Origin of the sequence: Streptomyces boninensis, assembly GCF_048572725.1 — a bacterium.
In the GTDB taxonomy this organism is placed as follows: Bacteria; Actinomycetota; Actinomycetes; order Streptomycetales; family Streptomycetaceae; genus Streptomyces; species Streptomyces boninensis.
In genome coordinates, this window is record NZ_CP183837.1 from 2531255 (window position 1) to 2557570 (window position 26316).

Sequence of the window (26316 nt, forward strand, 5' to 3'; positions counted from 1 at the left end):
CGTACGGCACTAGGATCGAAGCAGTCCGCTTCGGGCGGGGCGGGGCGGACGGCGGGGAGGATGGCGATGGATGAGAGGGCTGGAGAGGCGCAGCTCGGCTATCTGCCGCCGGAGACGACGACCTTCATCGGCAGGCGCGGCGAGCTGTCCACGGCCGCGGAACTTCTCGCCGGGACCCGGCTGCTGACGCTGACCGGCGCGGGCGGCTCGGGCAAGACGCGGCTGGCGCTGCGGCTGGCGGCCGCGCAGACGGCGTTCCCCGACGGGGTGTGGTGCGTGCAGCTGTCCGGGCTGCAGGACCCCGACCTGCTCGCGCACGCCATCGCCGAGCGGCTGCAGCTCGCCGACCAGACCGGCCGCCCGCAGCTCGACGTGCTCACCGAATTCCTGGCCGACAAGCGGCTGCTGCTGATCCTGGACACGTGCGAGCACCTGGTGGATGCCTGCGCGCTGCTCGCCGAGGTGCTGCTGCGGGCCGCGCGCGGGCTGCGGATCCTGGCCACCAGCCGGCAGCGGCTGAACATCGTGGGCGAGCAGGTGTTTCTCGTACCGCCGCTGTCGGTTCCCGATCCGGACGCGCCGGACTACGAGCCGGGGTTGGCGGAATCGCACGACCCGGCGGCGGCCGGATCGCACGACGCGGTGCGGCTGTTCGCCGACCGCGCGGCCAAGGTCGACCCCGGCTTCCGTCTCGACGCGCGCAACGAGGCCGCCGTGGTGCGGCTGTGCCGCCGCCTGGACGGCCTGCCGCTCGCGATCGAGCTGGCCGCGGGATGGGTGTCGACGCTGTCCGTGGAGCAGCTGTCGGACCGGCTCGACGACCGCTTCCAGCTGCTCGCGGGCGGCACGGCGGCGGAACTGCCGCGGCACGAGACGATGCGCACCACGATCGGCTGGAGCCACGAGTTGTGCTCCCCGGACGAGCGGCTGCTGTGGACGCGGCTTTCGGTGTTCCCCGCGGAGTTCGACCAGGAGGCCGCCGAGAAGGTCTGCGGCGACGCGCAGCTTCCGGCGTCCAGGATCGGCTGGCTGCTGACGGCGCTGGTCAACAAGTCGATCCTGATGAGCCAGGAGACCCCGAGCGGGCGGCGGTTCCGGCAGCTGGACACGCTGCGGGAGTACGGGCGGTCCTGGCTGGTGCTGCTGGGCGCGGAGGAGGCGCGGCAGCAGACCCGGCACCGGGATCACTATCTGCGGCTTGCGCAGGAGTTCGACGCGGGCTGGCGCGGCCCCGACCAGGTCACCTGGCTCGACCGGATGCAGCCCGAGCTCCCCAACATCCGTGCGGCGATGGACTTTTCCCTCTCCACCCCCGGCCAGGCGCCCGCCGCCCTCGACCTGTCGGGCCGGCTGGTCTTCCTCTGGCTCGCGTACGCCGCCACGGAGGGCCGGCTGCACCTCGACCGCGCGCTGCAGCAGCCACCCGAGCCCACCCCGGAGCGCGCGCGGGCGCTGTGGGCCCGCTCCTGGGTAGCGGTCCTCCTGAACGACTCCGACGGCACCGCCGACTTCGCCGCGCAGGGCCGCGACCTGTCCGAGCGGATCGACGACCCGGAGGCGGCGGCGTACGCGCTCTTCCTCCAGGGCGTCCACCACGCCTTCTACGGCGATGCCGAGGAGGGCGTAGACCTGCTGCAACAGGCCGCCGACCTGCACGGCCGCCGCGGCGACCGGGTCATCGGCCTCCCCTTCGCCCTGATCGTGCTCAGCACCGCGTTCCTGCGCCTCGACCGCCCGCAGGACGCGATCGGCATGCTGGAGCTGGCCCGCTCGATGTGCGAGGTGTCCGGCGAGGAGTGGTCCCGCTCGTACGTCGACTTCTACCAGGTCAACGCGGAACTGGCGATCGGCCACCACACCGCCGCCACCCGCTATGCCCTCACCTCCCTGCGCGCCAAGATCCGCATGCGCGACATCCTCGGCCAGTGCCTCGCCATCGACGCGCTGGCCGGCGCCACGGTGGCGGCGGGCGCCGCGGCTCGCGGCGCTCAACTTCTGGGCATTGCGCAGGAATTCGCGGACTCTGCGGGCCTCGGCTATGCCGGGCTGGCCATGATCCGCAGCAAGGCTGAGCCGCAGGCGAGGGAGGTGCTCGGCGACGGGGCGTACCGGGAGGCGGTGCAGAAGGGGCGGGACCTCGGGCATGAGGAGGCGCTCGCGTATGCCCTTGGGGATCGGGGTGATCTCGGCGGCGGCGTCAGCGGCGGGGGGCAGCGTGGCTGAGCCGGGTGCTGCTGGGGAGGTGCGTGCGTTCACGTACGACGCGCTGCCTGGGCGGGTGGTGTTCGGGGCTGGGACGGCGCGGCGGGTGCTGGTGGATGAGGTCGATGCGTTGGGCGCGGGGCGGATCCTGCTGGTCGCCGGGGCTTCCGGGGCCGGGCTGGGGCGCGAGTTGTGTGCTCCGTTCGCCGGGCGGGTCGTGGGCGTCTTCACGGAGGTCAGGCCGCATGTGCCGGTCGAGGTCGCCGAGCGGGCGCGGGCGGCGGCGGACGGGGCCGATCTGGTGCTGTGCGTGGGTGGCGGGTCGGCGACCGGGACCGCCAAGGCGGTTGCGCTGACCACGGGGCTGCCGATCGTCGCGGTGCCCACGACGTACGCGGGCTCCGAGGTCACCCCCGTGTGGGGCCTGACGGAGGGCGCGCGCAAGACCACCGGCACGGATCCGCGGGTGCTGCCGCGGACTGTGGTGTACGACCCTGAGCTGACGGTGGGGCTTCCGGTCGCTGTGGCGGGGGCCAGTGGCCTGAACGCCATGGCGCATTGCGTGGAGGCCTTTTGGGCGCCGCGGCGGAATCCGGTCTCCAGCGCTGTTGCGGAGGATGGGATTCGGCACCTTGGGGCGGGGCTGTCCGGCCTGGCCGCTGAGCGCGGGGGCGGCGCTGAGCGCGCCGGCGGCGCCCGTACGGAACTGCTGCTGGGCGCCTACCTCGCGGGCTCGGCATTCGCCGTCGCCGGATCCGGCCTCCACCACAAGATCTGCCACGTCCTCGGCGGCGCCTTCGACCTGCCGCACGCCCAGACCCACGCGATCGTGCTCCCGCACGCGCTGGCCTTCAACGCCCCGGCCGCGCCCGCGGCCACGGCCCGTATCGCGACGGCACTCGGCCGAACCGACCCGGCGCGAGGACTCCACGAACTCGGCGCAAAGCTGGGCGTCCCCACCGGCCTGCGGGAACTCGGCCTGCGGAAGCGCGACATCGACACCGTCCTCGACGACATCACCGCACTCGCGCCCGCCGACAATCCGCGCGCCGTGACGCCGGCGGGCCTGCGAGGGCTGCTGATGGCGGCGTGGGCGGGGGACGACCCCGAGCGGAGGAACGCATGACCACAGGCCCTGCCAACCGCGAACAGGCAATCACCGACGAGGTGCTGGCCGGCTTCGCCGAAACCGCCGACCCCCGCCTCCGCGAGATCCTGCAGAGCCTGATCAGCCACCTCCACACCTTCGCCCGCGATGTCCGCCTCACCGAGCGGGAGTGGGAGACGGCGATCGACTTCCTCACCCGTACGGGACACATCACCGACGCCCACCGCCAGGAATTCATCCTGCTGTCGGACGTACTCGGCCTGTCCACCCTGACCGTCGCCATCAACGAGCCGCGATCACCGGGAGCGACCGAGGCGACGGTCCTGGGCCCGTTCTACGTGGACGACGCCCCCGAATTCCCGCTCGGCGGCGACATAGCGGCCGGCGCCCCGGGCACGCCGTGCTACGTGTCGGGGCAGGTGACCTCCGCGGACGGCAGCCCGCTCGGCGGCGTGCTCCTGGACGTGTGGGGAGCCGACGAGGACGGCTGCTACGACGTCCAGTACCCCGGCGACCGTTCGGCCGCCGGGCGTGCCCGGCTGCGGACGGGCGCCGACGGCGCGTACCGCTTCTGGACGGTGCTGCCGACGCCGTATCCGGTACCGCACGACGGCCCGGTGGGCGCCCTCCTCACGGCCGCGAGCCGCGGCCCGATGCGCCCGGCCCACCTGCACTTCAAGGCCACCGCACCGGGCCACCGAACCCTGATCACGCACGTCTTCGTGGCAGGCGACCCCCACCTGGACAGCGACGCGGTCTTCGGCGTAAGGGACAGCCTTGTCGCCGAAGCCGAGCACCACGCCGCAGGCCCCGCACCCGACGGATCCGAACCGCAGGGCGCATGGTCGAGCATGACCTTCGACCTGGTGCTCGCTCGCCTCACCTAGCTGACTGCGGGGCCTTCGCCTGCCTACGGCAGACGCCTGCCTACGGCAGACCGTCCACGTGCGGCCCAACCGCATCCGACCAGGCATTACCCGCGGCCGCATCCCAGTTGGTCGACCAGGTCATGGCCCCGCGGATGTCCGGATAGGTCTTCGACGGCTTGAAGGACCCGCAGCTGGACCCCTTCGCGAGGCAGTCGAGCGCGGCGTTCACGACGCTCGGCTCCACGTATCCGCTGCCCGCCGCCTTCGACGACGCCGGCGTGCCGATGCCGACCTGGGACGGGGCGAGTCCGCCCTCCAGCTGAATGCACGCCAGCGCGGTCAGGAAGTCCACGGTCCCCTGGCTGTACACCTTGCCGTCGCAGCCGAGCATCGAGCCGCTGTTGTAGTACTGCATGTTGACGACGGTCAGGATGTCCTTGATGTTGAGCGCCGTCTTGAAGTACTCGTTCCCCGTCGACTGCATGTCGATGGTCTGCGGCGCCATGGTGATGACGAGCCCCGACCCGGCCTTTTCCGAGAGCGACTTGAGGGCCTGGGTCATGTACGTCGAGTTGAGCCCGTTCTCCAGGTCGATGTCGACGCCGTCGAACCCGTACTCCTGCATGAGCGCGTAGACCGAGTCGGCGAAGGCGGTGGCGGACGCCGCGTCATTGACGCTCACCGCCCCCTTCTCGCCGCCCACCGAGATGATCACGGACTTCCCGTCCGCCTTCTTGGCCGCGACATCGGCCTTGAACTGATCGACGGTGTAGCCGCCGAGCCCGGCCGAGTCCAGATTGAACGTCACCTTCCCCGGCGTCCCGGTCGCGTCCGCGAAGGCGACGGCGACGATGTCGTACGCCGCCGGCACATCGGCCAGTTTCTGCACGGTGGCGCCGTTGTTGAAGTTCTGCCAGTAGCCGGTGACGGCGTGCTTCGGCACGGCCCGTGGGCCCGCCTCTGCCTCAGCCTCTGCCGCATCGCTCTTGCCCACGAAGCCGGTGAACGCGAGCGCGCAGACGGCCATGAGGGCCGCCACGAGCGCCGTCCACATCACGCTCCGGTTCCTGGACATACCTATTGCGCGGTGCACTGCTGCCTCCTGTTGGGGGGTGGGGGAAGGAGGAGATAGCTGGTGCGGTGGCCACCGCTGTTGCTGCCGTGCAATCTGGTCCAGACCAATAACGTTGTCAAGGGGTACGGCCGACTGCGCACTTTGCGCTGTGCGAACATGACGAGCTCGTGACGGAGGAGGCTGGTGATGACGCGACGCATACCCGAGGCGGAAGCACGGGCGGTGATGCGCGCCAGCGGTCTGAACCCCCAAGTCCCTTACCCCGGGGCCGGGAAGCCTTGGGAGTGCCTGTGCATTCGGTGCGGCGAGACGGTCTCGCCGACCCTGTCGAATGTGAAGGCCGGGAAGGGCTGCGTACGTTGCCGGGGCATCGCGCAAGCCGCCCGGTACGCCGCCGCCCGGGCCGAGCGGCTGGAGGAGGCGCGGGCCGCGGCCGCCAGTCGACCGCCTAAGTCTCGGCTCCGGCTCGACCCGGGAGAGGCGGTGGCGGTGATGCGTTCCGTCGGGCTCGAGCCCCTGGAGGACTATCCCGGGGCCACGACTCGCTGGCGGTGTCGGTGCCGGTCCTGCGGCGACGAGGTCCTGGGCCTGCTCAACTCGGCGAAGACCAGCGGGAGCGGCTGCCCGCGCTGTGCCCGCAAGCAGGCGGCGGCGAAGCGGCGGATTTCCGCGGCGGATGCCGAGGCGATCATGCGGGCGGCCGGGCTGACGCCGCAGACGGACTATCCGGGGTCGAAGCAGCCTTGGCCGTGCGTCTGCGATACGTGCGGCGAGCCCGTCTCCCCGACCTTGTCAGCGATTCGCGCCGGCAAGGGCTGCCGCTTCTGCGCCATCACCGCGAGCGCGGCGGCTCGTACCGGAAAGCCCCGCACCACCGCCCCCAACAAACGCGGCCCCGAGCAAGCCAAAGCCGACCTGGACGCGGCCGGCTTCGACCCCCTCGAGGACTACCCCGGCGCAGGAAACCCCTGGCGAGCCATCCACCGCCCCTGCGGCCGCGAGGTAGCCCCGCGCCTGTCGCACATCCGGGGCGGCCGCAAAGGCTGCCCGCACTGCGGCCGCAAGGACGCCGCCGCGGCGCTGCGTCTGTCGGACGAGGAGGCGGCGGCGCGGCTGAAGGCGGCCGGCTTCAGCACCACGGCGCCGTACCCCGGCACGAACAAGCCCTGGCCGTCCACCTGCGACACCTGCGGCAAACCCTGCAGCCCGACCCTGTCCTCCGTCGCCGCCGGGAAGGGCTGCCCGCACTGCGCCAACCTCAGCCGCAGCGCGACGAAGCGCCACGACGCCGCCGAGTGCGAGGCGGAGATGCTCCGCTTCGGGTACCGGACGCTGACGGATTACCCGGGCGTCATCACCGGCTGGACGTCGATCCACCTCGCCTGCGGCAACGAGGTCACCCCGAGGCTCAACGACCTGCGCAACGGCGCCGGCGGCTGCCGCTGGTGCGCACCGTGGGGCTTCAAGTACGACGGCGCCTCGGCCGCCCGTATCTACGTGCTCCACCACCCCGCACTGCACGCGACCAAGGTCGGCGTGGCGACGACGGACAACAGGACTTCCCGTACCGATGCATTCGCCCGATACGGGTGGCACACGGTCGAGGCGCTCCCGGTCGGCAATGGCGCGCTGGCGCACGCGGTTGAGCAGGCTGTCCATGAGCGGCTGGCTGCCGAGGGACACGCGAACGGCCACCTCAAGCCCCACGACATGGGCGGCATCGGCGGCCACACCGAGACGTACGACGCCGGCCGCCTCACCCCGCAGGCGGCGTGGGAGATCGTGCGGGAGGTACACGCCCGGCTCACGCGATAGCGAGGCGGTCCACCAGCAGCTGCAGCCTCGGCTCGGCGTCCTCCAGCGGCAGCCGCCCGGTCCTGGTCAGGGTCGCCAGGCCGTGCAGCGACGCCCAGAACAGCTCGGTGAACAGCCCCGGTTCAACGCCCTCCCCCGCGACCTCGCGCAAGGTCTCCAGCAGCGCGGCGAAGCCGTCCTTCAGCGGCGCGGGGGTGTCCTCCTGCGCGTACGCCAGGCCGCCGTCGAGCTGGAACAGGGCGTCGTAGACCGCCGGATTGCGTGCGGCGAAATCGAGGTAGGCGCGGGCGAGGGCGGTGACGCGGGCGCGCGGGGTGTCGGCGGTGGCGGTCGCGGCGCGTACTGATGCGGCGAGGTCGGTGGCGCCTTCGAGGGCGACGGCGCCGATGATCTCCCGCTTGCCGCGGAAGTGGCTGTAGAGGACCGGCTGGCTGTACTCGATGCGCTCGGCGAGGCGGCGGGTGGTGACGGCGTCCCAGCCTTGCTGCTCGGCGAGTTCGCGGGCGGTGGCCACGATGAGCTGTTCGCGCGCCGCCCGTTCGCGCTGCTTGCGTTCCTGTACCGACATGACTGAAATCCTAGCACCGCTAGACAAGCGAGCGATAGCAGCGCTAGCGTTGCCTCATCAGCTAGCAGCGCTAGCCCTACCCGGGGAGTGCAGGAGTCCGCCATGCCCGCAGAGCTGAACCACACCATCGTCCCCGCCCGCGACCCGCAGGCCTCGGCACAATTCCTGGCCGACATCCTCGGCCTGATGGTCGACCCACCACTGGCACACTTCACGCCGGTCACGCTCGCCAATCAGATCAGCCTGGACTACGACCAGCTGGACGACTTCGAGCCGCACCACTACGCATTCATGGTGAGCGAGCCGGAATTCGACGCGGCGCTGGCGCGTATCCAGCGTGGCGGAATCACCCACTACGGCGACCCGGCCTGCGAAGAGATCGGCGAGGTCTATAACAGCAAGCGCACGCCGGGCCGCAGAGGCACTTACTTCCGGGACCCCAACGGGCATCTGATGGAAATCCTGACCCCGGGTGTTACCTCGCCGACGCAGTCGTCCGAACACTGAATTCCGATTCTCTCAACGCCGAAGGAGCAAACAAACCCATGTCGCTCAGGACCGTAAACACCATCCTGGCCACCACCATCACCCTGTTCCTCTTCTACCTCGGGCTGACCTTCATCCTGACCCCCGAGACAGCGACTCCGGGCGTCGGCCTGCCAACCTGGCCCGCCGGCGACGGCGGCGGCTTCCTCGTCATGAAGGGCATCCGCGAATTCTCGATGGGCCTGGTCCTGGCCATCCTGCTCCTGACCGGCCACCGCCGCGCCCTGGCCCTGGTCCTCCTGATGGAGGCCGTCGCCCCCTTCGGCGACATGATCAACATCCTGACCCACAACGGCTCCACGGCCGCAGCCTTCGGCATCCACGGCCTGACGTCGGCGTTCATAGCGATCACCGGCGCCCTCGCCCTCCGCGAGACCAGCAAGGCCCGCCAGGCCACCCCCGCCCCAACCCCCACCGCACAGCCCTCCTGATGACCTGCATGTTTTTCTGTGGGTCGAAACATGCTTGCCACTGGTCGCCCCTCCCAACACGATGGAATCGACAGAAATAACGGGGGGGATCAAGTGATCAGGCAAATCCTCACGCTCTTGACCGCGACAGCTTCGGTTGCCGTACTGGCGTCAGCCGCACCAGCTCCAACGGCATCAGCTCCAGCCGGCGCCGACATCTACCACGACGCCACCATTTCCGGCGCGTACGGCTGGACTCACTATATGGAGCGCAGCAGCGCCCCCATCCGGAGGCTGCACGTGTTCGCCCGGGACAGCAAGGCCGACGGCTACTGCGCGGAAACATGGGTGGACTACACAACCAGCCCGCACCGGCATTACGACCCGTACCTGGTCTTCGCCTGCGGAAACGGCAAGGCCGGGTACGGCCCAGAGTTCACCACCAACCACGACAACCCCAACGGATTCCGCATGGCCGTATGCAAGGCCCGAACCCGGAACTCAAAGCCCGAAGGCTGCAAGCTCTGGAACACCGACAACAACTTCGCAGTCGAGGCGTGGCAGCACGGAAAATACAAGAAGTTCGAGGCCCGGTAGGCCGTCCACGCGGGCGATGCGCTGGGTAGGTTGCCCTGATGAAGCAGCTGCCTGCGTACTGGATGACGCGCCCCGCCCCGGCCCCGGACCACGGGACGTCCGCGTCCTTTGACCGGCTGCTGGAGCGGGCGCGCACGGACGGCCCCGACGAGCCGATCGACTACCGGCTCGAGGCGCCGAAATGGCAGTTCCTCTGCCGTGCCGCCGACAGCGGCAGTCTGGTGCTGCACGGCTCGGGCGACCCGGCGATCCGCCGCTTCGAACCCCGGCAGCCCGAAGACAGCAGCGAGTTCGGCAACCGGCGGGCGGTCTTTGCCGCCGGCGACGGGCTCTGGCCGATGTACTACGCGATCCTGGACCGGGACCGCCACCCGATGTCGCTGCTCAATGGCTGCGCACGCCTCGCCGACGACAACGACCGGCTCGGCGAGCCGCATTACTACTTCTCCATCAGCGCGCAGGCGCTGAAGCAGCAGCCCTGGCGTCCGGGCACGGTCTATCTGCTTCCCGCCCGCACCTTCGAGCTGCAGCCGCGGATGCGAGTCGACGAGTTGTCAGTGCAGCTGGCCCAGTGGGCCAGCCCCGTACCGGTAACTCCCGTCGCCAAATTGGCAGTCCAGCCCGAGGACTTCCCATTCCTGGACCAGATCCGCGGCCACGACGACGAGCGGGTCTGGCCCCGTGCCGCCGCGGACCCAGCTGGCTTCCCCTGGCATGAGGAGGCGTGACGCCAGCGAGAGGTCCTCAGTCGTCCTTGCTGCGGGCCCTGGCCAGGTCTGCCTCGTGCTGCCGGATCCGAGTGCTGACCGCACCCGTGGAGTACAGAACCGCGCCGACCATCGCGAAGGGCAGAGACAGCGCAAGGGCCGTCATGGACTTGGGCCAGTCGCGCTCCGCCGCGCAGTGCGTGGCCTTGGTGTGCGCATCTGCCCACTTATCGTCGTCCCGGCCGGTGTCGACGTAGACGTCGAGCCGTTCCTGAGAGACGACTGGTTCGCAGCTTTGGCCGTACGGAGTGAACAACTGGAAGGCCACATAGACCCACAGGAGCGCGGCGACCGCAAGCAGAGCGAGTCCGCGGTTCTGCGAGCGCCGCGAGCGCTCGGTGAAGTGCTGTTCCACTGCGGCCGGATGCATTGCTCCCCCTGATGTTTCGTACGGCTGCGAGGACACTACATCCGTTGTGATATCCGCAGGGGACGCCGAACTGGTCATCGCCACCGCGAAGAATCTCGTATTCGACATCTCCGTGCTCCGTGCTCCGTGCTCCGTGCCCGGGATCGGGTCGTCGAAGTGGAGGGGGAAGGTTTCGTACGTGGTGGAGACCGGACTTTTCCATGATGCAGCGGGAGCCGGTGCGGTGTGCACGTCGTCTGGCACGACCCGCGAGGTAAGCGCCGCGGTATCCGGGTCCACGTGAAGGTCACGCAGGCGCAGGTCGGCACCGCTGCGCCAGGGCCGCCGGATCACCTGGTACGGCCGACGTACCGGGAGCTGAGGGGCTGGCACTAACTATCGCTCTTGCGAGTTTTCAAGTAAACTTCAACTCATGAGCGCGCTGGAGACCAACCTGTCGGAGCTGCTGAACAAGCCGAAAGACACGATCGCGCAGCTGCGCGGCGTGCGCCGTCTTCGGCTGAACCGGCGCGGCGACGAAGACCTCGTGCTGACTACCGCCGCTCGAGCGGAGCAGGACGAAGAGGTCATCGATGCCACCAGTCGCATGTTCGTCGAGCTGATGCGCCGCCCCGAGGGTCGCACTCTAGTGCTCGACGTGATGCCGGCAGTCTTCCCGTGGGTGCGCCACCTGCCCCCGCGGGATGTGCGGGAGTTTGCCGTCGAGCTGGTTGACACCTTCCAGGCTGCGGCGTCGATCGACAACACGTCGGCGGTTGCTCAGCTGATTACGGAGTGGAGGCACACCGCCGAGGCGCACGCCGATCCGGAGCTGTTCGCTGCTTTGACTACTGATTCCGGTGAGGACTTCGGACCGGTGCCCGAGCCGGGCGCTGCGGCGTGAGCCCTAAGCGCGGGGCTCGCGCCGCGCCACCGCCGGGGCCGGACGAGTGGGACATTCGCTTTGCCAAGGCTGAGGCCGCGAAGGGCTGGGAGGCCTTGTGCACGCAGGCTGCGAGCAACACCCGCGACGCGTGGCTTGCCATGCGTACAGCCCCGGCGCCGCGCCAGCCCACCCCGCGTCACCACCGACTCAGGGGTGAGCTGGCCCGTGGTGAGCACCGCGGCGAGGAGATGGACCGGTGGCAGATCGAAGTCACCAGCGGGGCCCGGATCTGGTATCTGATCGACGTGGAGCGCCGCACGCTCTGGATCGACTGGGCTGGTACAGGGCATCCGAAGGCCACGGACCGATAGGGCTCGCCGGGCGGAGATCTACTGCGCATATTGCGGTAGTTCCCTACTCAAAAGGCGAAGTACAACGCCACGGAACTCCCGGGACACCCCAGGTCAGCGCGTGCACTCCCTCATCCCACAAAATGGCCCTGCCCCGCGGAAACCCGCAGGTCAGGACCGTAGAGGCGGACGAGTCGGCCTGTACGCCGGGGACTATCCCGCGTCCCGTATGGAGGCACTGTGAGCTGCGGAAACGGGTTGCCTGGCCGGCGCCGGACCACAACGTGACCACAATTCCACGCACCGCTAAACGATCATGATTGGTCGTTGCCAATCACTGCGCTGAGCTGCGCACTTACCGGGACGGCGCCGACCCATCCGAGGCTGTGTGGCCGACGGAGCCCCGCTCGGCACGCGGCAGCAGAGCAGCTTCCGGCAATCCGGGCGGCGCCTGGATTCCGTACAGCTCTTGGAACGAGGCGGGGGCGTACTCCCAGTCCACCTCCCAGACCAGGTATCCGTAGGTGTCGAGCGTCTCGGCGATCCGGGCGTGGCGCATGCGCGCTTGCACCTTGCGCGGCTCCACCCCGGAAGCCACCAGCACAGCATCGGCGAAGTGGCGCAGATCGCGGAACGTCGCTCCCACGGGCACTGGGATCCCCTTCTCTCGGGCACGCTGTTTCGCCAGGTTGAACTCCCGGCAGAGCGCGTTCTCGCGCACGGGCGTCCACAAGCGTGTGACGGTGACCAGATCCCGGTACTCCTCCGCGATGGGAGGCAATCCTCGACGCTCACGCTTTCGCAGTGCAGTTGGAGACACCGGCGCCCGCCAGCGGGCCAGATGTGCGTTGTACTCGCACCGCAGGAAGCTCCCCACTGCGAGTGCCGCCCGGCTGGCGTCGGTCTTCAACGCCACGGCCTTGCCTCTCTGGCGCTGCTCCTCAATCAACTGGTGCCCCGGAACCATCTCCATGTCCGGCCGCCGAACGCCAGCGGCTTCCATAGAGCGCAGCGCCTGCAGGGCCCCGTACCAGATCAGCAGCCGGTATCGAGGCGTGATGTGGTCGGCGAGGCCACAGACGTGCTGCCAGGTCAGCTGCACGCCACGCCCGCTCCCCTTCGGCAGCCGGATGCCGGACGCGGGGTTTCCCTCCAGCAGTCCGTCCTCCACGGCCATGGAGAGCATCGCGGACACTGCCTTCTTGATCCCGGAGCGGGTGGTATCCGGCATTCCGTTGCACTTCAGCGTGCTGAAGAAGTCCCGGAACTCACCGCGCTTGGCCTCCCTGATCGGACGGTCCCCCATGACGGAGACCACATGGCCACGTAGTCGGTATGCGTACGTTGCGATCGTGCCGGGCCGCCCCTCGTGGCGGGACAGGAATGTCTCCGCGTATTCAGCGATCGTGGGCGTGCTGCTTCCTTTACGCCGCCCTCGATACGGGAACGGATCTCTGCCTTCTTCTACGGCTGCCCGCTGGCTGCGCTGGAATGCGAGAGCCGCACTCTTCTTGTTCTTCGGGAAACGCTTAGAGTGCTGACGCCCTTCCGCATCGCGCCAGCGCGCTTGCCAACGCAGTTCGCATCCGTGCTGAGGTGTGGAGACAAGACCAGGGTGTTCCGGACACTCTGGCTCGTCCGGGGCTGGACGGGCTTTGTGCCACCGGTCATAGGGTTGCTCTTTTGCCATGCGCGGGTCTCCGCTCGTCGCCTCCCCCGAAGCGATTACGCCCGGGGAAGGTTCTCTATGTAGCGGGCCACATCCGATGCTCGGTAACGCAGCGCTCGGCCCTCCAGACGAAGTGGCTCGGGCCCCCGCCGCTCAACTTTCCAGGTACTGGCCCAGTTGTAGAGCGTCTTCCGCCTCAGCCCAAGCAAGTCCGCCGCGTCCTGTGGGCTCAACAACCGCTCGCAGGGTGGGGGTGGCTTTCTCGGTGTGCGACATGGGCGTGCGGGGGATTCCCTTGCTACGGTGCGATGACGAGGCGTGCGTCCTTCTCGCCGAACTGGATGGTTGTGCCCACCAGCCGCCCGTTGGGGTGCGGCCGACGACAATGGAGGCTCGGCCACGGCCAATTCGTCAAGCCGGTCGGTCCGCTGATCGGAATCATTCACGGTCCGCCCATCGCCTGTTGCCTGCGAAGCCGATCGATCATCTCTGCTGTGGCCCGGATGTGGCTCAGGGTGACCATCCCCTTGGGGAATTTCACTAGCCCTCAAGGCGACCCCCGACAGTCCTGGCAAATCTGCAGTTTCGGGACGTGCAGACGCGCTTGCCTTTCCGGCAGGGGATATTCCGGGGGCTTCGGGTCACCCCCTGGGGCAAAGCGCCCCCATGAGCGGCTGCGGACATTCCAGACGTCCGGAAGACGATCACGTCCTCGTGCACCACGACATGGAGAGGCAGGCCCCGACGGCGGGCTTCGCGGACGTTGTGCATTTGGAAGAATGACGGGCGGGGTGTGAGGTGGCCGTCGCGGATTCCGGCGAGCAGAGCGACGCAGCGTTCGGTGGGGATGAGGCCGGCGTGTCGGCCGGCGGCCAGGACCGCGGTGGGCAGGTCTATGAGTTCACCGCGCTCGCGCCAGGGGCGGGTGGTGATGACGACGGTGCCGCCCGGGCGCAGAATGCGGCGGCATTGATCCAGGATCTCGGTGAATGCGGCCAGGAGGCGATCGGTGCCGGCGTGGGCGAGGTTGGCCGGGTCGTGGCCATAGCGGTGGTTGAACTTGACGATGCCGGGGGCACCCGAGTCGCGGGTGGCGTGGACTCGGCCGTGCACGGAGTTGCCGTACGGAGGTGAGGTCACCACCAGAGCGATCTTGCCGTGATGCTCTGCAGGGATGAGGTCAGTCAGGTTGCGGGCGTCGCCGCAGTGGACCTGGCCGTGCGTCTGGGCCCCGGTGTGCATGGCCTCCAGCGTGTTCTGGCGGGCGAGGTTGGCCCAGCGGGGTTCGACCTCGACGCCGATGGCGTGCCTGCCTAGGTGGAGGGCTTCGACAAGGGTGGTGCCGATGCCGCACATCGGGTCCAGGACCAGTTCGCCGGGGTGGGAATAGCAGCGGACGGCATGGGCGGCGATGGCGGGGAGCATCTTGGCGGGGTGTGCGCTGGTGCCAGGAACGTAGCGGCCGGAGCGCTGGATACGGGCGGCCGCGGGCGCCGTGTTCCACACCGAAGGCCCGCTCATCGCCGGCCTCCGGCGGGCATCGCCGCGCGCGAGGCGGACTCGCCCGGATCCAGTACCAACAGATCCGAGTGGATCAGCTCGGGTGCCATGTTGTCCGGTGGCGCTGCGACGATACGTCCCTCCTCGCCCCGGCCATGAACGACGACGATGTGCTGGAGATAGGAGAATCCCGCGGTCCGGGCACACGCGACCAGCCACCCCAGCGGGTCGGTCAGCCCTCCGCCGTTGCGGCGTTGCCGGGTGGCGAGGAGTAGCAGGTCGCCGTTACCGCGCAGCAGCCGGTGGGCGCGGTGGAAGAAGCCGGGCCAGCCCGCCTCCGCGGCACCGTCGTCGGCCGTGGCGAGCTGCGCGTCCGGCAGCGTGTCGGGGTGCAACTCGGCCAGTAGCACAGTGCGGTCCGCAGGTTGAGTCGGCTGCTCGCGGTCGGGCCCCAGCGGGGCACACCGGGCTCGTGCATCCATGGCGGGACCCGTGTCCTCAATACGCGCCCGCAGGAGCCGACCCTCGGGGCACGCGAAGGTGACGCGCAGGCGCTCGTGCGCCCAGCTCGGCAGGACGTCCGCCGCTGTCGGCGGGGTGGATGCGCCCGGGGTGTCGGGGCCAGGCAACCAGACGGATGTGGGCAGTTCGGCATGCGGCCAGGGTGATGTGGAGTGAGGCATTGACGGTGCGCCGGGGCCCGGGCGGGTGGTGCTGACAGTCGGTATAGAGAGCGGGACCAAGGCCTTGTGACACGCGGTCCGGGCTGTTGTTCACCGAGGCCACGCCGTTGCGCGTGGCTGCCTCCGCGTCGCGGACGCTCGGGGTGCATGCACGCGCTGCTCGCCTCTATCGCGATGCAGATCTTCACCTTCGCATGCGCTGCGGATAATCCGAGAATCACCCCTGCGGGGGACTGCGGGCAATGCCCGTTATGCGCTGGGATGTTGCCAGACTCGGAGCCCGGCATTCCGGATGGAAAGACGGGCGGAATGTTCACACTCGCAACTAGCCCGAGTCACGGCTTTGGGGGCGCACAGTGAAGTGGCGTGGAGTCATGTTGGCGGCGTCGGTGCTCCTGCTTGTCAGTGCCTGCGGGGGTGAGGGCGCCAGCCCGGCCAAGCCTGGTGACACAGCGAGCGTGGCTCTCCCTGATGCCCAAGGCCCTTCCCGTTCTGCGAGCCGGGGGCCCGCGACGGAGGCTTACCTGGCCATGTGGGACGACGCGGTGGTGGCGGCGCGGACGTCCGATGCCAAGCATCCACGGCTGAACGACCACGCTGACGACGGGGCATTAGGGCTGCTCCGCCTGGTACTTCGTGACTACCGCAAGTACGGGCTCGTCGCTCAAGGCGAGCCCAGGCTCGACCCACAGATCGTGAGCGAGGACAGCAAGCGCGTCGTGGTCAGGGATTGCCTCGATGACGAGAAGTGGCAGATCCGGAAGCGCGACGGGTCTCCGCCCGATGTCGAGCAGGGCACGCGGGAAAGGATCGATGCCACTGTCACGCTGCGGGATGGGGCGTGGGTGGTCACGCGGCTGAAGATTCACGAGCCGGCGACATGTTGACCGCCCGACGCGGTGTGCGGACGGCAGCCTTTGCGGGCGCGGGCCTTCCGGTCTTGGCGTTGGCACTGTCCGTGCCCGCTGGTGCGGAAGAAGGCGGCAGCGGATTCGGAAGCTCTAAGGTGGCGCGTACGGACTGCACGACCAGCTCCTGCCGGGCGACCGCCGGCGTACGCGAACGCGCTCCTGAGCAAAGGTCTGGCGGTTCGGCTGCCCGCGGTACGGGAACGGCAGCGACGACGGGCGGGAGTGCCGCGGCAGGCGGGGGTGCTGGGCCTCGTACCGAGGGGGTCAGATTTCGGCCCGGGCCTTGGGGTGGTGCTATTCCGTATCTGCCGGAAGAGCCGGAGGGTGCGCCCGGGGCGGACGAGCCCGGTGGAGATGCGCCGGATCCTGAGGCCGTGGCGCGGCAGGTCGTCGAGGAGCTGGAGCTGCCGGATCCGAAGATCCAGGCGAGTCCGGATGAGGACTTCGTGCAGATGGTGCGCGTGCCGACGTGGCTGTGGCTGTCGTCCGGGGTGTGGAAGCCGGTGACGGTGACGGCAGAGGTGCCCGGGGTCACCGTGACGGCGACAGCGGAGCCGCAACAGGTGGTCTGGTCGATGGGTGATGGGCGTCAGGTGGTGTGCGAGGGGCCGGGGACGCCGTACGCCGCGGGGGGTCAGCGACCGCAGGCGGCGTCGCCGGACTGTGGTCATACCTATCGACGTGCGTCGCGGGGGCAGCCGGAGGGCGTCTACACCGTCCAGGCAGCGATCTCCTGGACCGTGACATGGCAGGGCGGCGGGGAGGCGGGCGTGATTCCGGGGTTGGTCACCGCGGACGAAGTACCGATCCAGGTGGACGAGATGCAGGCCGTGGTGGTCGCCGACGCGCGGTGACCTGCCGCGCCCTGGTGAGTCCTGGCGGGCGGCAGAGGCAGTTGGGCGAGAAGGCAGGGGTGAGTGTGACCACGACTACTACTTCGGTTTCGGCGGCGCCCGCGGGTACGCGTCGGAAGCCTCGAACGCGGCTGCGTCTCTCCCGGGGGGATACGGGCAGGCCCGTCGTCGCGGGCGGCCCGCGCAGGCGGCCTCTGCGGATTGCGGCCGGGGCCGCGGCGGTGGTGGCTGCGGCGGCCGGATTCGCGACGCTGCAGGCGGTGACCGGTGGGCGCAGCGATGTACTCGCGGTGGCACGAGATGTTCAAGCCGGTCAGGTGCTGACTGCTGACGATCTACGGACGGTGCAGGTGGCCGCGGGTTCCGGAGTCGTGGCGGCAGGGCGTGCGGAGCAGGTGGTCGGGCGGGTGGCGGCAGTGCCGCTGGCGTCCGGGGCACTGCTGGCGCCGGGCCAGTTCAGCAAAGGGCGTGGTTGGCCGCCGAAGGGGTATGCGGAGTTTTCGTTTGCTGCGGAGAAGGGGGCGGCTCCGCCGCGGTTGTCGCGTGGGGAGCGGGTGGCCGTCTATCCGGGGCCGGACGGTGCTGGGCTGGGAAAGGCGGGCGGCGAGGAAGCTGAGAAGGCCGACGGTGAAGGCGATGCCGCTCCCGTGGTGGGCACCGTCACCGGAGTGAAGGCCGCCGACTCGGCCGGTTCGGACGCGGTTCGGGTGGTGACTGTGCTCGTACCCGAGGTCGCTTCGGAGCGGGCGGTCGGGATGGAGCATCCGCGTGTGGTGGTTCTGTCGCCGGGTGGGGGCGAGCGCCAGTGAGGCGGGTCATCGGCTTCGGGGCGCTGAAAGGCGCGCCGGGGGTGACGACGGTAGCGCTTGCGGTGACGGCCGCGTGGCCGCGGGAACTCGATGGTGGGGTGCGGCCGGTGCTCGTGGAAGCCGATGCCGGGGGTGGGGATCTGGCGGCGCGGTTTCGTACGGCGCATTCGCCGGGGTTGCTGGACGTGGCGGCGTCCGCGCATCGGGACCGGCCGGGGACGGTGCTCGGGGCGGTACAGGAGCTGCCGGTCGGCGTTCGGGCCGTACTCGCGCCGGCTGGGGCGCGGCAGTGCGCTGAGGCCATCCGGGCGATCGGTTCCAGTAGCGGCGAGGTACTCGCAGGTGGCGACGGAGAGCACGGGACCGTGCTGTTGGACGCCGGGCGGATCCAGCCGGGTAGCGCGGTGGGGCTGGCGGATGAGGTGGTGCTGCTGAGCCGCGGTGGCGTGGAGGCGCTGAGTCACGTCTACGCGTACACCGAGCTACTCGGTGAGGAGGACGCGAAAGAACTGACGCTGGTGGTCGTTGGCCCGTGCCCGTACCGCGAGGCAGAGATTCTGCAGACGCTCAAGGTCGGGCGGGTCGTCTTTCTGCCCTGGGACCCTCGTTCGGCAGAGGCACTGGCGGGGTGCCAGGAGCTGCCGGCGCGCAGGCGGGGGCGGCGGGTCTGGCCGTTGATGAAGGCGGCCGAGCAGCTGGCGTATCTGCTGGCGGGTGGCGTGCCGTCGTCGGGACAGCTGGCGCCCGCCCTCGCGGAGAGCGTGCAGGCTCCGGCGCTTGGGGCGGCGGAGCGGGTGGCGCTTACGGCGCCGGTTCATGGGGGCGGTGACATGTCGTGACCGTCAACGGATACCGTCCGGCCGCGGCGAGGGCCGACGAGCCACGGGAGCTTGCCCGGCTGCTGCTGCCGCGGATCTCGGAGCGGCTGGCGGAGCACGTACGGGAGCGGCAGGCAGCCGGGCTGGGGGCGCTTGATGCCGTCGAGCACCAGTCGGCGGTCGAGCGGATGGTGGCCGAGCAGTTGCAAGTGCACGCGCGGGCGGAGCTGTCCGCCGGGCGTGCCGTACCTACGCCGCAGGAAGAGGCCCGCGCCCGGCAGGCGGTCGTCGATGCGCTGCTGGGCACGGGGGTCCTGGAGCGGCTGCTGGCGGACGAGACCGTGGAGAACATCTCTGTCAACGGCTGCGACAACGTGTGGCTGCGGCACGCGGACCGTACCAAGCGGCGTGGACCAGCGCTGGCCGGCAGCGACGACGAGCTGATCGAGCTGGTGCGGCTGCTGGCTGCCCGTACTGGAGCTGAGGAGAGGCGCTTTGACCGGGCCAATCCGCGGCTGTATCTGACGCTGCCGGACGGATCACGGCTGACGGCGGTGATGGCGCTGTGCGAGCGGGTGTCGTTGTCGATTCGGCGGCATCGCTTCCCCGCCGCTGATCTGGCCGATCTCGTACGGCTACGGGTCTGTGACGAGGACCTGGCCGGGCTGCTGGGCGCGCTGGTGCGCGGCCGCTTCAACCTCCTCATCGCCGGCGGCACCGATATGGGCAAGACCACCGTGCTGCGAGCGCTCGCCTCCGCAATTCCGGCTACCGAGCGCCTCGTCACCATCGAGGACACCTTCGAGCTCGGCCTGGACAAGCACACCGACGCTCACCCGGATGTCGTGGCGCTGCAGGCGCGCGAAGCGAATATCGAAGGGGCGGGCGCGGTCGACCAGGCGGAGCTGGTGCGCTGGGGGCTGCGCATGCATCCGGATCGGGTGATCGTCGGGGAGATCCGTGGGTCCGAGGTAGTGCCGATGTGCAACGCCATGTCGCAGGGCAACGACGGGTCGATGTCCACGATCCATGCCTCCGGTTCCAAGCAGGCATTCACGAAGCTGGCCACGTACGCCGCTCAGGCGCCAGAGCGGCTGTCGTTGGAGGCGACGAATCTGATGGTGGCTTCCGCTGTGCACTTTGTGATTCACCTCGGCCGGGATACCGACGGGGTGCGCTGCGTCACCTCCATCCGGGAGGTGACGGATGCCGACGGGGCGCAGGTGGTCTCGAACGAGGTCTGCATGCCGGGCCCGGACCGTCGCGCTCGCCCGGCGGTGCCGCTGCGCAACGAGACCACCGACAAGCTGCTCGCCGCTGGGCTGGAGCCGCGGGTGCTGGAGCGTTGGTGGAGGCGGTCGGTGTGAACGGTGCGGCGTGGCTACAGGAGATGGACGTCCTGCTGGCGGCCGGACTCGGCGCCGTCCTCGCCGGCGGGGCGTGGGTGGCGCTCCACGGGCTGCGGTACGTAGCAGACCTGCCGGGGGTGACAGGGCGTGTGCCGCGGATGCTGCGGCAGCTCGTACCCGCGCGGTGGCATGGCCGTCGCCTCGTCGGTGCGGTTGGTGTGGGAGTCGCGCTGAGTGCGGTGACGGGCTGGCCGGTGGGTGGGCTGCTGGCCGCGGTGGGTGCGTTGACGTTGCCGGAGCTGCTCGGTCCGGATCGGCAGGCGGCGCGGCGTACGGAGCGGCTTGATGCGCTGGCGGTGTGGACGGAGATGTTGCGGGACACGCTGTCGGCAGCGGCTGGGCTGGAGCAGACGATCCAGGCCACCGCCCGGGTGGCCCCTGCCGCTCTGCGCGGCGAACTCGGCGATCTGACCGCGGCCCTGCGTGCCGGACGGCCGCTGCCGGAAGGGCTGGCGGAATTCGCTAATGCCGTTGCCGACCCGCTGGCGGACAAGGTCGTCGTCACGCTGCGGCTCGCGGCCGCCAAGGAGGCCGGGCAGTTGGCTCCGGTGCTCGGCGCGCTGGCCGTCATGGTGCGCGAGGAGGTCGCGATGCGGCAGCGGATCGATGCTTCGCGGACTTCGATCCGTACGTCGGTGCGGGTGTCCGTGACGACGACGCTGGTCCTGGCGGCGGTGCTGCTGGTGTTCAACCGGGCGTACTTGGCTCCCTTCTCGTCCGTGCTCGGGCAAGTAGCGCTCGCGGTTGTGGGAGCGCTCTTCGGGGCGTCGTTCTGGTGGCTGGGGCGGCTGGCGCAGATGCGGGCCCCGGAGCGGCTGCTGGCGCCCGGTTCCAGTGGGCGGGTGGGTGTGTCGTGATCGCCATCGTGCTCGGAGTGGTCTTCGGCGGCGGGGTCGTGCTGCTGTATGCCGGGTTGCGTCCGGCTCGGCGGTCTCTGGGCGCGCAGCTGGCATTGCTGGAGGCAGAGCCTGCAGTCGCAGCGCAGGGTCGTGAAGGAACGGTGGAGAGCGGGCTACTGACGGGGGTTGGGCGCCGCGCGGCCCCATTGCTGCGGGCGGCGGGGCTGCCCACGCCCTCGTTACGTGCGGATCTGGCGCTCGCCGATCGGCCGCTGGAGGACTTCCTGGCGCTGAAGGCGGGCTGTGCCTTGCTCGGCGCGACAATGCCGTGGGCCATCGCCGGTCTGGCCCTGCTCGCCGGGCAGGGCACCGGCTGGTGGCTGCCGACGTCTGCCGGTCTGCTGCTCGGTGTTGCCGGCTTCTTCCTCCCCGACGGGGAGGTCCGTGGCCTTGCACGACAGCGCCGGGAAGAGCTGCGTAACGTCCTCGCCACCGTCCTCGATCTCGCCGTGCTGGGATTGGCCGGGGGCGCTGGCGTCGAGCATGCGTTGCACGAGGCGGCGGACGAGGCGCACGGCTGGGCAGCGGATGAATTCCGGCACTCGCTGACGACGGCTCAGATCACCCGCACCCCGCTCGCCGAGCAGTTGGAGCATCTCGGCGAGCGGAGCAAGGTCAGCGAGATCTCCGAGCTGGCGGCCATGCTCTCCCTGGCTGGCACGGAGGGCGCCAAGATCCGCGCATCGCTGGAGGCGAAGGCAACAGCCATGCGGCGCCGGGAACTCGCCGCGGCTGACGGAGAGGCCCAAGCGGCCACGGAGCGAATGACACTGCCGGTGGTGCTGCAGCTCGCCGGATTCTTGATCTTCATTGGCGTGCCCGCGCTCGCGCACGTCATGGCCGGGATGTAACGCGATTCGAACGACCGGCGGCCCTGCCGTCGCCGAATGAAGGGCAACGACGATGACACGAAGCCTTCTCCTTCCCGCCCAGTTGGGTTCCAAGGCCCGTCGCGCCTGGAAGGACTCCTCTTTGAGCCGCGATGCCGGCTACTCCACGGAGACCGTCGTGGTCACCGCGCTGCTGGCCATGCTGGCGCTGACCGCGATCGGCATCGTCGTTGCCAAGGTGGTCGGTCGCGCCAACGGGATCGACCTCGGCGGCTGAGCGTCCGATGAGCGCCGGGCAGCTTCGCTGCGAAGAGCGCTGGATCGTCGATCGCGGAGCCGCGGCGACGCAGGTCGTGCTGATTGCTCCGCTTCTGATGATGCTCACGCTCCTGTCCGTGCAGTTCGCGCTGCAGTGGCACGCCGCACATGTGGCGCAGACCGCTGCCGCGCAGGGTCTCGCTGCTGCTCGCTCCGACGGTGGCAGCGCGGCAGCCGGGCAGACCCGGGCCCGTGAGGTGCTCGGAGCCGTGGGAGAGCGCGTACTTCAGAGGCCGCAGGTGACGGCAGCCCGGTCGGCCACCGAGGCCCGGGTGACGATCAAGGGAGAAGTGATCAGCGTGGCTCCTTGGCTGCATTTGCCTGCTACGGGCCGGGCTGCAGGGCCGGTCGATCGCTTCGTCGACGTCAACGAAGGCGGTTGACCATGCAGCGCACCACCCGGGAGGGCGGCTCGGCCACCGTCGAGCTGATCGCCGCCACGCCACTGCTGGTGCTCATCGCGCTCGTCGTCATCGCCCTGGGACGTCTTGCGGATGCCCGCCTTCTCGTCGGGGATACGGCCCATCAGGCTGCCCGCGCCGCCTCCCTCGCCCACACGGCTGGGGAGGCCGACACCGAAGCCCGAAAGGTCGTCGGGGCGGCCCTGAATGGCAATGGCCCCTCGTGCCGGGCCCACCACCTCGCTCTATCGCACGCCGGACTGCGGCCCGGAACGCAGGTCCGCGCCCGGCTCAGCTGCACAGTCGCTGTCGGGGACTTGATCGGCTCCGGCTTCGTACCGGGCACGACGACGATCACGGGGACGAGCGTTTCACCCGTGGATACGTTCCGGAGCCAGCCATGATCGGGAGCCGGCCGCCACGTACCGGCTGCCGCGGCGACGACCAAGGACAGGTCACGGTGTTCGTGCTCGGCGCGGTGCTCATCGGCTGGATGTTCGCCGGCATCGTCATCGACGGCGGCCTCGCCCTCGCCGGCAAGGTCCGTGCCCTGAACAACGCCCAGGAAGCCGCCCGCACCGGCGCCCAGCAGCTTGACCTCCGCCTCCTCCGCGACGAGCAACGCGTCCGCCTAGACGCCAGCAAGGCCGTCGGCGCCGCTCGGGCGTACGTCGCGGGTACAGGAGACGCGGCCGACGTTGCGGTGCGAGGCAACAGAGTCCACGTCACCGTCACCCACCACCAGCGTGCACAACTACTCCAGCTCGTCGGCGTCCGGCAGCTGGTCACCACCGCCACGGCCACCGCCGAAGCCCAGCGAGGCCCGCACCAGACAAATGAAGGTCAGTGATGTGATCCCATGCGAACGCCCTCGCCGCCGCTGACCACGGGCCACCGACTGCGCCGCCTCGTGACCGCCCTTTCCAGGGGATGCGGCCTGCTCGTGCTGATCGCCGGCGTGCCGTGCGTGTTGTGGTACGCCGGTGGCGGGCTTCCGTGGCCGGAAGAAGGGGTCACCTCCCTCGACGACTTGTGGCTGCGGCTTTCCTCGCCGGTGGCCGACCCACTCCTGATCTGGCTGCTGGTGCTGGTCGGCTGGTACCTCTGGGCTTCCTTCGTCTGCGCCGTGGTCCGGGAGGTGGTCTGGTACGTCTCCCACGTTGAGCTGGTCCGGCTCGATCAGGAGGCACACGACCGGCACGTGGAGGGACTGTCCGCTTCGCGGACCATGGCCGCCCTGTGTGTCGGTGGTCTGCTGCTCGCCTTGCTCTCCATCCTCCGCCCGCACCAGGTGGCGGCCGGCGGCCACCCTATGCATCCGCCCAGTTCGGCGGTGCTCACGTCGCAAGCACTCCAGATTGGGGAAGCGAAGGCCGCCACGGTCAACTCCCGCTCGGAGAGTCCGCAGCCTGCAGCAGAGAATCCGGAAGAGCGGCAGCCGGTGGAGTACATCGTCCGCCCCGGCGACACGCTGTGGGACATCGCTGACACCCACCTCGGTGACGGCGTGCGCTGGCCACGGATCTACGCGCTCAGCAAGGACATCATCCAGCCGGACGGCCGCCGCCTTACCGATCCCGACCTGATCGATATCGGATGGCACCTGCGGCTCCCCGCTGAGGCTCGTACCGACACCTCGGCCGGGTCACCGCCCAGGTCACCCGCACCGCCGAAGGCCGAGCCCGGACCGGAGCAATCACCGCCCCTAACCGTCGACGAACCAGCGGCTCCCCACGCCCCGTCCGCAACAGCCGGACCAGACTCACCGAGTAGCGGCACCGAACGACGCCCCGCTCCGCAGGGCGCGATCAGCATCGGCAACGCCGGTCTTATCGGCCTGACTACAGCAGCCGGCATCACCGCCGCAATCGCCCTTGCCCGCGCCCACACCCGCCGACGCCGCACCCCAGACCTGACAGCCGAGGTCGAACCGCTCGCTCCCGCCGTGCTCAGTGCCAATCACGCGGACCTCGCCGACCGGGGGAACCGATCGGATACGGACCCTGGCACTGCCGAGGCCGACGAGGCCTCCGCTCCGACCTCGGCTCCGGCAATCCCCGGGAGCATCATGATCGCCGTATGCCAGGGCCAGGAGATCCCAGTCGACGTCCTTGCCACCCCCGGTGGCTGGAGCCTCACCGGGCCCGGCGCACCAGCGATGCTCCGGGCGCTCACCGTCGCCGTAGCCACCGCCGCTCAGCGTCTGCATCCGGCACCGCCCTCCACCCATCTGATCTGCTCGCGACCGCTGGCGATGCGCCTACTGCCCGGCGCCGAAGACCTTCTCGCCGGACTGCCCGGTCTGGTGCTGGCCGAGGACGACGATCACGCGTGTGCCCTGGCTGAACGCGAACTGCTCCAGCACACCCGGCAGGCCGATGACACCGCCTTCCCGTCCTCCTCCGCCACCGCAGTGCGCTCGCCGACGACGATCCTGCTCATCGCCACAGGTCCTCACCATGGCACCACCACACGACTCGCCGAGCTCGTGACCCGTGCTGCCCGTGAGCGCCTGGCCGTCATCGCATTGGAAACCCCGCGCCTCGCACGCCACGCCGAGCTGGCCTTCGACGGCACCATCAGCGGCGTTCCGTCCACTGGCCCGCTTTTCGACAGCAGCATGTTCACCGTCTCCGAAAGGGACGCCCGGGACATCCTCACGCTGTGCAGGTCGGCAATGCCCACGCCGCCCCAGCCGCGAAGGGCCGCCCCTGCGGCACCGGTTACGCCCGCTGCAGGCAGGCCAGTAGCCCGCCCACGCCAGCAGCACCGCTCAACGACCGGGGAGCCCAATCAACCGGGCGACAGCGGTACGGGCACCAGCACCTGCCCGGACACGAGGAAGTCAGTCGGCCCGTCGTGCCAGATCCGTCTCCTGGGCGGACTGTCCCTGCACACCGCGAACGGCGGTGAGTACGAGCACGGCATAAAGGGCCGCACGAAAGAATTCCTCTCGCTCCTCGCCACCTATCCCGACGGCGTACGCACCGATGCCCTCGCTGAGCACCTCCGCCTGGCCCCGGAGCCGGAACGCCGCAAGCGCGAACTCGCCAACCTCCGCCGCGCCGTACGCCGGGTTCTACGTGCTGCCACCAGCCACCACGAGGCAGCCTTCGTGCTCCACCACACCGACCGGCACCGCCTCGACCCTCAACTCGTCACCTCCGACGTTCACGACTTCACCACCAGCATCGATGCGGCGGCCCGGGCGGGAGGCTCGGACCGTCACCTCGCTTCTTTGCGTGAGGCGACCGCCCTATACGCCGGTCCGCTCTGCGAAGGAGCCGACTACCCTTGGGCAGACGCCCTCCGTGAACGCCTGCACCGGCAGGCCGTCGACGCCCTGGTCCTCCTGGCTGAACACCACAGCGACACCGGAGAAACGACGGCCGCCACCGAACTCCTGGAACGAGCCGCAGCCCTCGACCCGGTCAACGAAGGCGCCTGCCAACGCCTGATCCGCCTGCACCAAGCCGCCGGCCGTCCCGAGGCTGCCGCCCGTGCTTACGACCGCCTGGACCGACACCTCGCCGCAATCGGAGTCCAGCCGGACGCCGCAACCCGTGACCAGCTGGAGCAGCATCGCGCAGCGAGCTCGACGGGCTGAGGGCTGAGGGTTCTGCGCCAGAAGATGCGCCACGGCGCCAGTAACAGGGAAAGTCCATTCCCAGGT

At 69.8% G+C, this 26316-nt stretch carries 29 protein-coding genes; 22 read left to right on the plus strand and 7 right to left on the minus strand.

Annotated elements, in window-relative coordinates; translation table 11 throughout:
- The first annotated feature begins 66 nt into the window (after positions 1-66).
- From ACNNMR_RS11365 to ACNNMR_RS11375, 3 genes are read left to right on the plus strand one after another with little or no spacing between them, the layout of a single operon-like run.
- A complete protein-coding gene (locus tag ACNNMR_RS11365) occupies positions 67-2223 on the plus strand; it encodes an ATP-binding protein (protein ID WP_419994441.1) in 2157 nt (718 codons plus the stop codon).
- The gene (locus ACNNMR_RS11370) at positions 2216-3328 is read left to right on the plus strand and encodes a maleylacetate reductase (RefSeq protein ID WP_419994442.1); all 1113 of its coding nucleotides are present in this window, start codon (positions 2216-2218) and stop codon (positions 3326-3328) included. Before ACNNMR_RS11365 ends, ACNNMR_RS11370 begins: the two co-directional genes overlap by 8 nt.
- The gene (locus ACNNMR_RS11375; protein ID WP_419994443.1) at positions 3325-4197 is read left to right on the plus strand and encodes a dioxygenase; all 873 of its coding nucleotides are present in this window, start codon (positions 3325-3327) and stop codon (positions 4195-4197) included. Before ACNNMR_RS11370 ends, ACNNMR_RS11375 begins: the two co-directional genes overlap by 4 nt.
- A gap of 40 nt (positions 4198-4237) precedes the next feature.
- Here ACNNMR_RS11375 and ACNNMR_RS11380 read toward each other — a convergent pair whose 3' ends face one another.
- Positions 4238-5254 carry a chitinase gene (locus ACNNMR_RS11380; protein ID WP_419994444.1) on the minus strand — a complete coding sequence of 339 codons (1017 nt, stop codon included), beginning with the start codon at positions 5252-5254 and terminating at the stop codon, positions 4238-4240.
- A gap of 186 nt (positions 5255-5440) precedes the next feature.
- On the opposite strand from ACNNMR_RS11380, the gene ACNNMR_RS11385 reads away from it, so the two are divergent.
- Positions 5441-7069, plus strand: coding sequence for a hypothetical protein (locus ACNNMR_RS11385; protein ID WP_419994445.1), 1629 nt, complete (start codon positions 5441-5443; stop codon positions 7067-7069).
- Here ACNNMR_RS11385 and ACNNMR_RS11390 read toward each other — a convergent pair.
- A complete protein-coding gene (locus ACNNMR_RS11390; protein ID WP_419994446.1) occupies positions 7059-7637 on the minus strand; it encodes a TetR/AcrR family transcriptional regulator in 579 nt (192 codons plus the stop codon). The genes ACNNMR_RS11385 and ACNNMR_RS11390 overlap by 11 nt on opposite strands.
- Before the next feature lie 102 nt (positions 7638-7739).
- Between ACNNMR_RS11390 and ACNNMR_RS11395 the strand changes: the two genes are divergently transcribed.
- From ACNNMR_RS11395 to ACNNMR_RS11410, 4 genes are all read left to right on the plus strand, one after another.
- Complete coding sequence (locus ACNNMR_RS11395; RefSeq protein WP_419994447.1) at positions 7740-8144, plus strand: VOC family protein; 405 nt, start codon at positions 7740-7742, stop codon at positions 8142-8144.
- A gap of 38 nt (positions 8145-8182) precedes the next feature.
- A complete protein-coding gene (locus ACNNMR_RS11400; protein WP_419994448.1) occupies positions 8183-8614 on the plus strand; it encodes a DUF4267 domain-containing protein in 432 nt (143 codons plus the stop codon).
- A 243-nt stretch (positions 8615-8857) separates the two neighbouring features.
- Positions 8858-9190, plus strand: coding sequence for a hypothetical protein (locus ACNNMR_RS11405; protein WP_419994449.1), 333 nt, complete (start codon positions 8858-8860; stop codon positions 9188-9190).
- A gap of 38 nt (positions 9191-9228) precedes the next feature.
- A complete protein-coding gene (locus ACNNMR_RS11410; RefSeq protein WP_419994450.1) occupies positions 9229-9918 on the plus strand; it encodes a hypothetical protein in 690 nt (229 codons plus the stop codon).
- Between the two features lie 16 nt (positions 9919-9934).
- On the opposite strand, the gene ACNNMR_RS11415 is transcribed toward ACNNMR_RS11410, so the two are convergent.
- A complete protein-coding gene (locus ACNNMR_RS11415; protein WP_419994451.1) occupies positions 9935-10435 on the minus strand; it encodes a hypothetical protein in 501 nt (166 codons plus the stop codon).
- A 304-nt stretch (positions 10436-10739) separates the two neighbouring features.
- Here ACNNMR_RS11415 and ACNNMR_RS11420 point away from each other — a divergent pair, with 304 nt between their 5' ends.
- Positions 10740-11210 (plus strand): hypothetical protein, encoded by a 471-nt coding sequence (locus ACNNMR_RS11420; protein WP_419994452.1) that lies wholly within the window; start codon positions 10740-10742, stop codon positions 11208-11210.
- 140 nt (positions 11211-11350) lie between these two features.
- Positions 11351-11563 (plus strand): hypothetical protein, encoded by a 213-nt coding sequence (locus ACNNMR_RS11425; RefSeq protein ID WP_419994453.1) that lies wholly within the window; start codon positions 11351-11353, stop codon positions 11561-11563.
- 334 nt (positions 11564-11897) lie between these two features.
- Here the strand turns inward: ACNNMR_RS11425 and ACNNMR_RS11430 are convergent, their stop codons facing one another.
- The 4 genes from ACNNMR_RS11430 to ACNNMR_RS11445 form a co-directional block, all read right to left on the minus strand.
- Positions 11898-13232 carry a site-specific integrase gene (locus tag ACNNMR_RS11430; protein WP_419994454.1) on the minus strand — a complete coding sequence of 445 codons (1335 nt, stop codon included), beginning with the start codon at positions 13230-13232 and terminating at the stop codon, positions 11898-11900.
- A gap of 35 nt (positions 13233-13267) precedes the next feature.
- Entirely contained in the window at positions 13268-13657 is a 390-nt protein-coding gene (locus ACNNMR_RS11435) for a helix-turn-helix transcriptional regulator (protein WP_419994455.1), read from the minus strand.
- 94 nt (positions 13658-13751) lie between these two features.
- Positions 13752-14732 (minus strand): TRM11 family SAM-dependent methyltransferase, encoded by a 981-nt coding sequence (locus ACNNMR_RS11440; protein ID WP_419994456.1) that lies wholly within the window; start codon positions 14730-14732, stop codon positions 13752-13754.
- On the minus strand, positions 14729-15193 hold the full coding sequence (locus ACNNMR_RS11445) for a hypothetical protein (protein ID WP_419994457.1): 465 nt from the start codon (positions 15191-15193) through the stop codon (positions 14729-14731). The genes ACNNMR_RS11440 and ACNNMR_RS11445 overlap by 4 nt, the downstream gene beginning before the upstream one ends.
- Positions 15194-15924: 731 nt before the next feature.
- On the opposite strand from ACNNMR_RS11445, the gene ACNNMR_RS11450 reads away from it, so the two are divergent.
- The 12 genes from ACNNMR_RS11450 (at position 15925) to ACNNMR_RS11505 (ending at position 26250) form a co-directional block, all read left to right on the plus strand.
- On the plus strand, positions 15925-16281 hold the full coding sequence (locus ACNNMR_RS11450) for a hypothetical protein (RefSeq protein ID WP_419994458.1): 357 nt from the start codon (positions 15925-15927) through the stop codon (positions 16279-16281).
- A gap of 398 nt (positions 16282-16679) precedes the next feature.
- Positions 16680-17159 carry a hypothetical protein gene (locus ACNNMR_RS11455; protein WP_419994459.1) on the plus strand — a complete coding sequence of 160 codons (480 nt, stop codon included), beginning with the start codon at positions 16680-16682 and terminating at the stop codon, positions 17157-17159.
- Between the two features lie 224 nt (positions 17160-17383).
- Positions 17384-17968 carry an SAF domain-containing protein gene (locus ACNNMR_RS11460; protein ID WP_419994460.1) on the plus strand — a complete coding sequence of 195 codons (585 nt, stop codon included), beginning with the start codon at positions 17384-17386 and terminating at the stop codon, positions 17966-17968.
- Positions 17969-18009: 41 nt separating this feature from the next.
- On the plus strand, positions 18010-18807 hold the full coding sequence (locus ACNNMR_RS11465) for a MinD/ParA family ATP-binding protein (RefSeq protein ID WP_419994461.1): 798 nt from the start codon (positions 18010-18012) through the stop codon (positions 18805-18807).
- The gene (locus ACNNMR_RS11470; RefSeq protein ID WP_419994462.1) at positions 18804-20153 is read left to right on the plus strand and encodes a CpaF family protein; all 1350 of its coding nucleotides are present in this window, start codon (positions 18804-18806) and stop codon (positions 20151-20153) included. Before ACNNMR_RS11465 ends, ACNNMR_RS11470 begins: the two co-directional genes overlap by 4 nt.
- Positions 20150-21052: a type II secretion system F family protein gene (locus tag ACNNMR_RS11475; protein WP_419994463.1), complete on the plus strand. Its 903-nt coding sequence runs from the start codon at positions 20150-20152 to the stop codon at positions 21050-21052. The genes ACNNMR_RS11470 and ACNNMR_RS11475 overlap by 4 nt, the downstream gene beginning before the upstream one ends.
- Positions 21049-21945 carry a type II secretion system F family protein gene (locus ACNNMR_RS11480; RefSeq protein ID WP_419994464.1) on the plus strand — a complete coding sequence of 299 codons (897 nt, stop codon included), beginning with the start codon at positions 21049-21051 and terminating at the stop codon, positions 21943-21945. Before ACNNMR_RS11475 ends, ACNNMR_RS11480 begins: the two co-directional genes overlap by 4 nt.
- 121 nt (positions 21946-22066) lie before the next feature.
- Positions 22067-22201: a hypothetical protein gene (locus ACNNMR_RS11485; RefSeq protein ID WP_419994465.1), complete on the plus strand. Its 135-nt coding sequence runs from the start codon at positions 22067-22069 to the stop codon at positions 22199-22201.
- Between the two features lie 7 nt (positions 22202-22208).
- Positions 22209-22625 (plus strand): TadE/TadG family type IV pilus assembly protein, encoded by a 417-nt coding sequence (locus tag ACNNMR_RS11490; RefSeq protein ID WP_419994466.1) that lies wholly within the window; start codon positions 22209-22211, stop codon positions 22623-22625.
- Between the two features lie 2 nt (positions 22626-22627).
- Positions 22628-23047, plus strand: coding sequence for a TadE family protein (locus ACNNMR_RS11495; RefSeq protein ID WP_419994467.1), 420 nt, complete (start codon positions 22628-22630; stop codon positions 23045-23047).
- On the plus strand, positions 23044-23493 hold the full coding sequence (locus ACNNMR_RS11500; protein ID WP_419994468.1) for a pilus assembly protein TadG-related protein: 450 nt from the start codon (positions 23044-23046) through the stop codon (positions 23491-23493). Before ACNNMR_RS11495 ends, ACNNMR_RS11500 begins: the two co-directional genes overlap by 4 nt.
- A 9-nt stretch (positions 23494-23502) precedes the next feature.
- Positions 23503-26250, plus strand: a complete 2748-nt coding sequence (locus tag ACNNMR_RS11505; protein ID WP_419994469.1) for a BTAD domain-containing putative transcriptional regulator — start codon at positions 23503-23505, stop codon at positions 26248-26250.
- Positions 26251-26316: the final 66 nt, after the last annotated feature.

Excerpts from the sequence above, each read along its gene's own strand:
- ACNNMR_RS11450 (WP_419994458.1), top strand. The coding sequence starts at position 15,925 with ATGTGGGACGACGCGGTGGTGGCGGCGCGGACGTCCGATGCCAAGCAT.
- ACNNMR_RS11425 (WP_419994453.1), top strand. The coding sequence starts at position 11,351 with ATGCGTACAGCCCCGGCGCCGCGCCAGCCCACCCCGCGTCACCACCGA.
- ACNNMR_RS11380 (WP_419994444.1), bottom strand. The coding sequence starts at position 5,254 with ATGTCCAGGAACCGGAGCGTGATGTGGACGGCGCTCGTGGCGGCCCTC.
- ACNNMR_RS11415 (WP_419994451.1), bottom strand. The coding sequence starts at position 10,435 with ATGTCGAATACGAGATTCTTCGCGGTGGCGATGACCAGTTCGGCGTCC.
- ACNNMR_RS11375 (WP_419994443.1), top strand. The coding sequence starts at position 3,325 with ATGACCACAGGCCCTGCCAACCGCGAACAGGCAATCACCGACGAGGTG.
- ACNNMR_RS11365 (WP_419994441.1), top strand. The coding sequence starts at position 67 with ATGGATGAGAGGGCTGGAGAGGCGCAGCTCGGCTATCTGCCGCCGGAG.
- ACNNMR_RS11400 (WP_419994448.1), top strand. The coding sequence starts at position 8,183 with ATGTCGCTCAGGACCGTAAACACCATCCTGGCCACCACCATCACCCTG.
- ACNNMR_RS11500 (WP_419994468.1), top strand. The coding sequence starts at position 23,044 with ATGATCGGGAGCCGGCCGCCACGTACCGGCTGCCGCGGCGACGACCAA.
- ACNNMR_RS11385 (WP_419994445.1), top strand. The coding sequence starts at position 5,441 with ATGACGCGACGCATACCCGAGGCGGAAGCACGGGCGGTGATGCGCGCC.
- ACNNMR_RS11405 (WP_419994449.1), top strand. The coding sequence starts at position 8,858 with ATGGAGCGCAGCAGCGCCCCCATCCGGAGGCTGCACGTGTTCGCCCGG.
- ACNNMR_RS11420 (WP_419994452.1), top strand. The coding sequence starts at position 10,740 with ATGAGCGCGCTGGAGACCAACCTGTCGGAGCTGCTGAACAAGCCGAAA.
- ACNNMR_RS11395 (WP_419994447.1), top strand. The coding sequence starts at position 7,740 with ATGCCCGCAGAGCTGAACCACACCATCGTCCCCGCCCGCGACCCGCAG.
- ACNNMR_RS11390 (WP_419994446.1), bottom strand. The coding sequence starts at position 7,637 with ATGTCGGTACAGGAACGCAAGCAGCGCGAACGGGCGGCGCGCGAACAG.
- ACNNMR_RS11440 (WP_419994456.1), bottom strand. The coding sequence starts at position 14,732 with ATGAGCGGGCCTTCGGTGTGGAACACGGCGCCCGCGGCCGCCCGTATC.
- ACNNMR_RS11490 (WP_419994466.1), top strand. The coding sequence starts at position 22,209 with ATGAGCGCCGGGCAGCTTCGCTGCGAAGAGCGCTGGATCGTCGATCGC.
- ACNNMR_RS11430 (WP_419994454.1), bottom strand. The coding sequence starts at position 13,232 with ATGGCAAAAGAGCAACCCTATGACCGGTGGCACAAAGCCCGTCCAGCC.
- ACNNMR_RS11495 (WP_419994467.1), top strand. The coding sequence starts at position 22,628 with ATGCAGCGCACCACCCGGGAGGGCGGCTCGGCCACCGTCGAGCTGATC.
- ACNNMR_RS11505 (WP_419994469.1), top strand. The coding sequence starts at position 23,503 with ATGCGAACGCCCTCGCCGCCGCTGACCACGGGCCACCGACTGCGCCGC.
- ACNNMR_RS11445 (WP_419994457.1), bottom strand. The coding sequence starts at position 15,193 with ATGGATGCACGAGCCCGGTGTGCCCCGCTGGGGCCCGACCGCGAGCAG.
- ACNNMR_RS11410 (WP_419994450.1), top strand. The coding sequence starts at position 9,229 with ATGAAGCAGCTGCCTGCGTACTGGATGACGCGCCCCGCCCCGGCCCCG.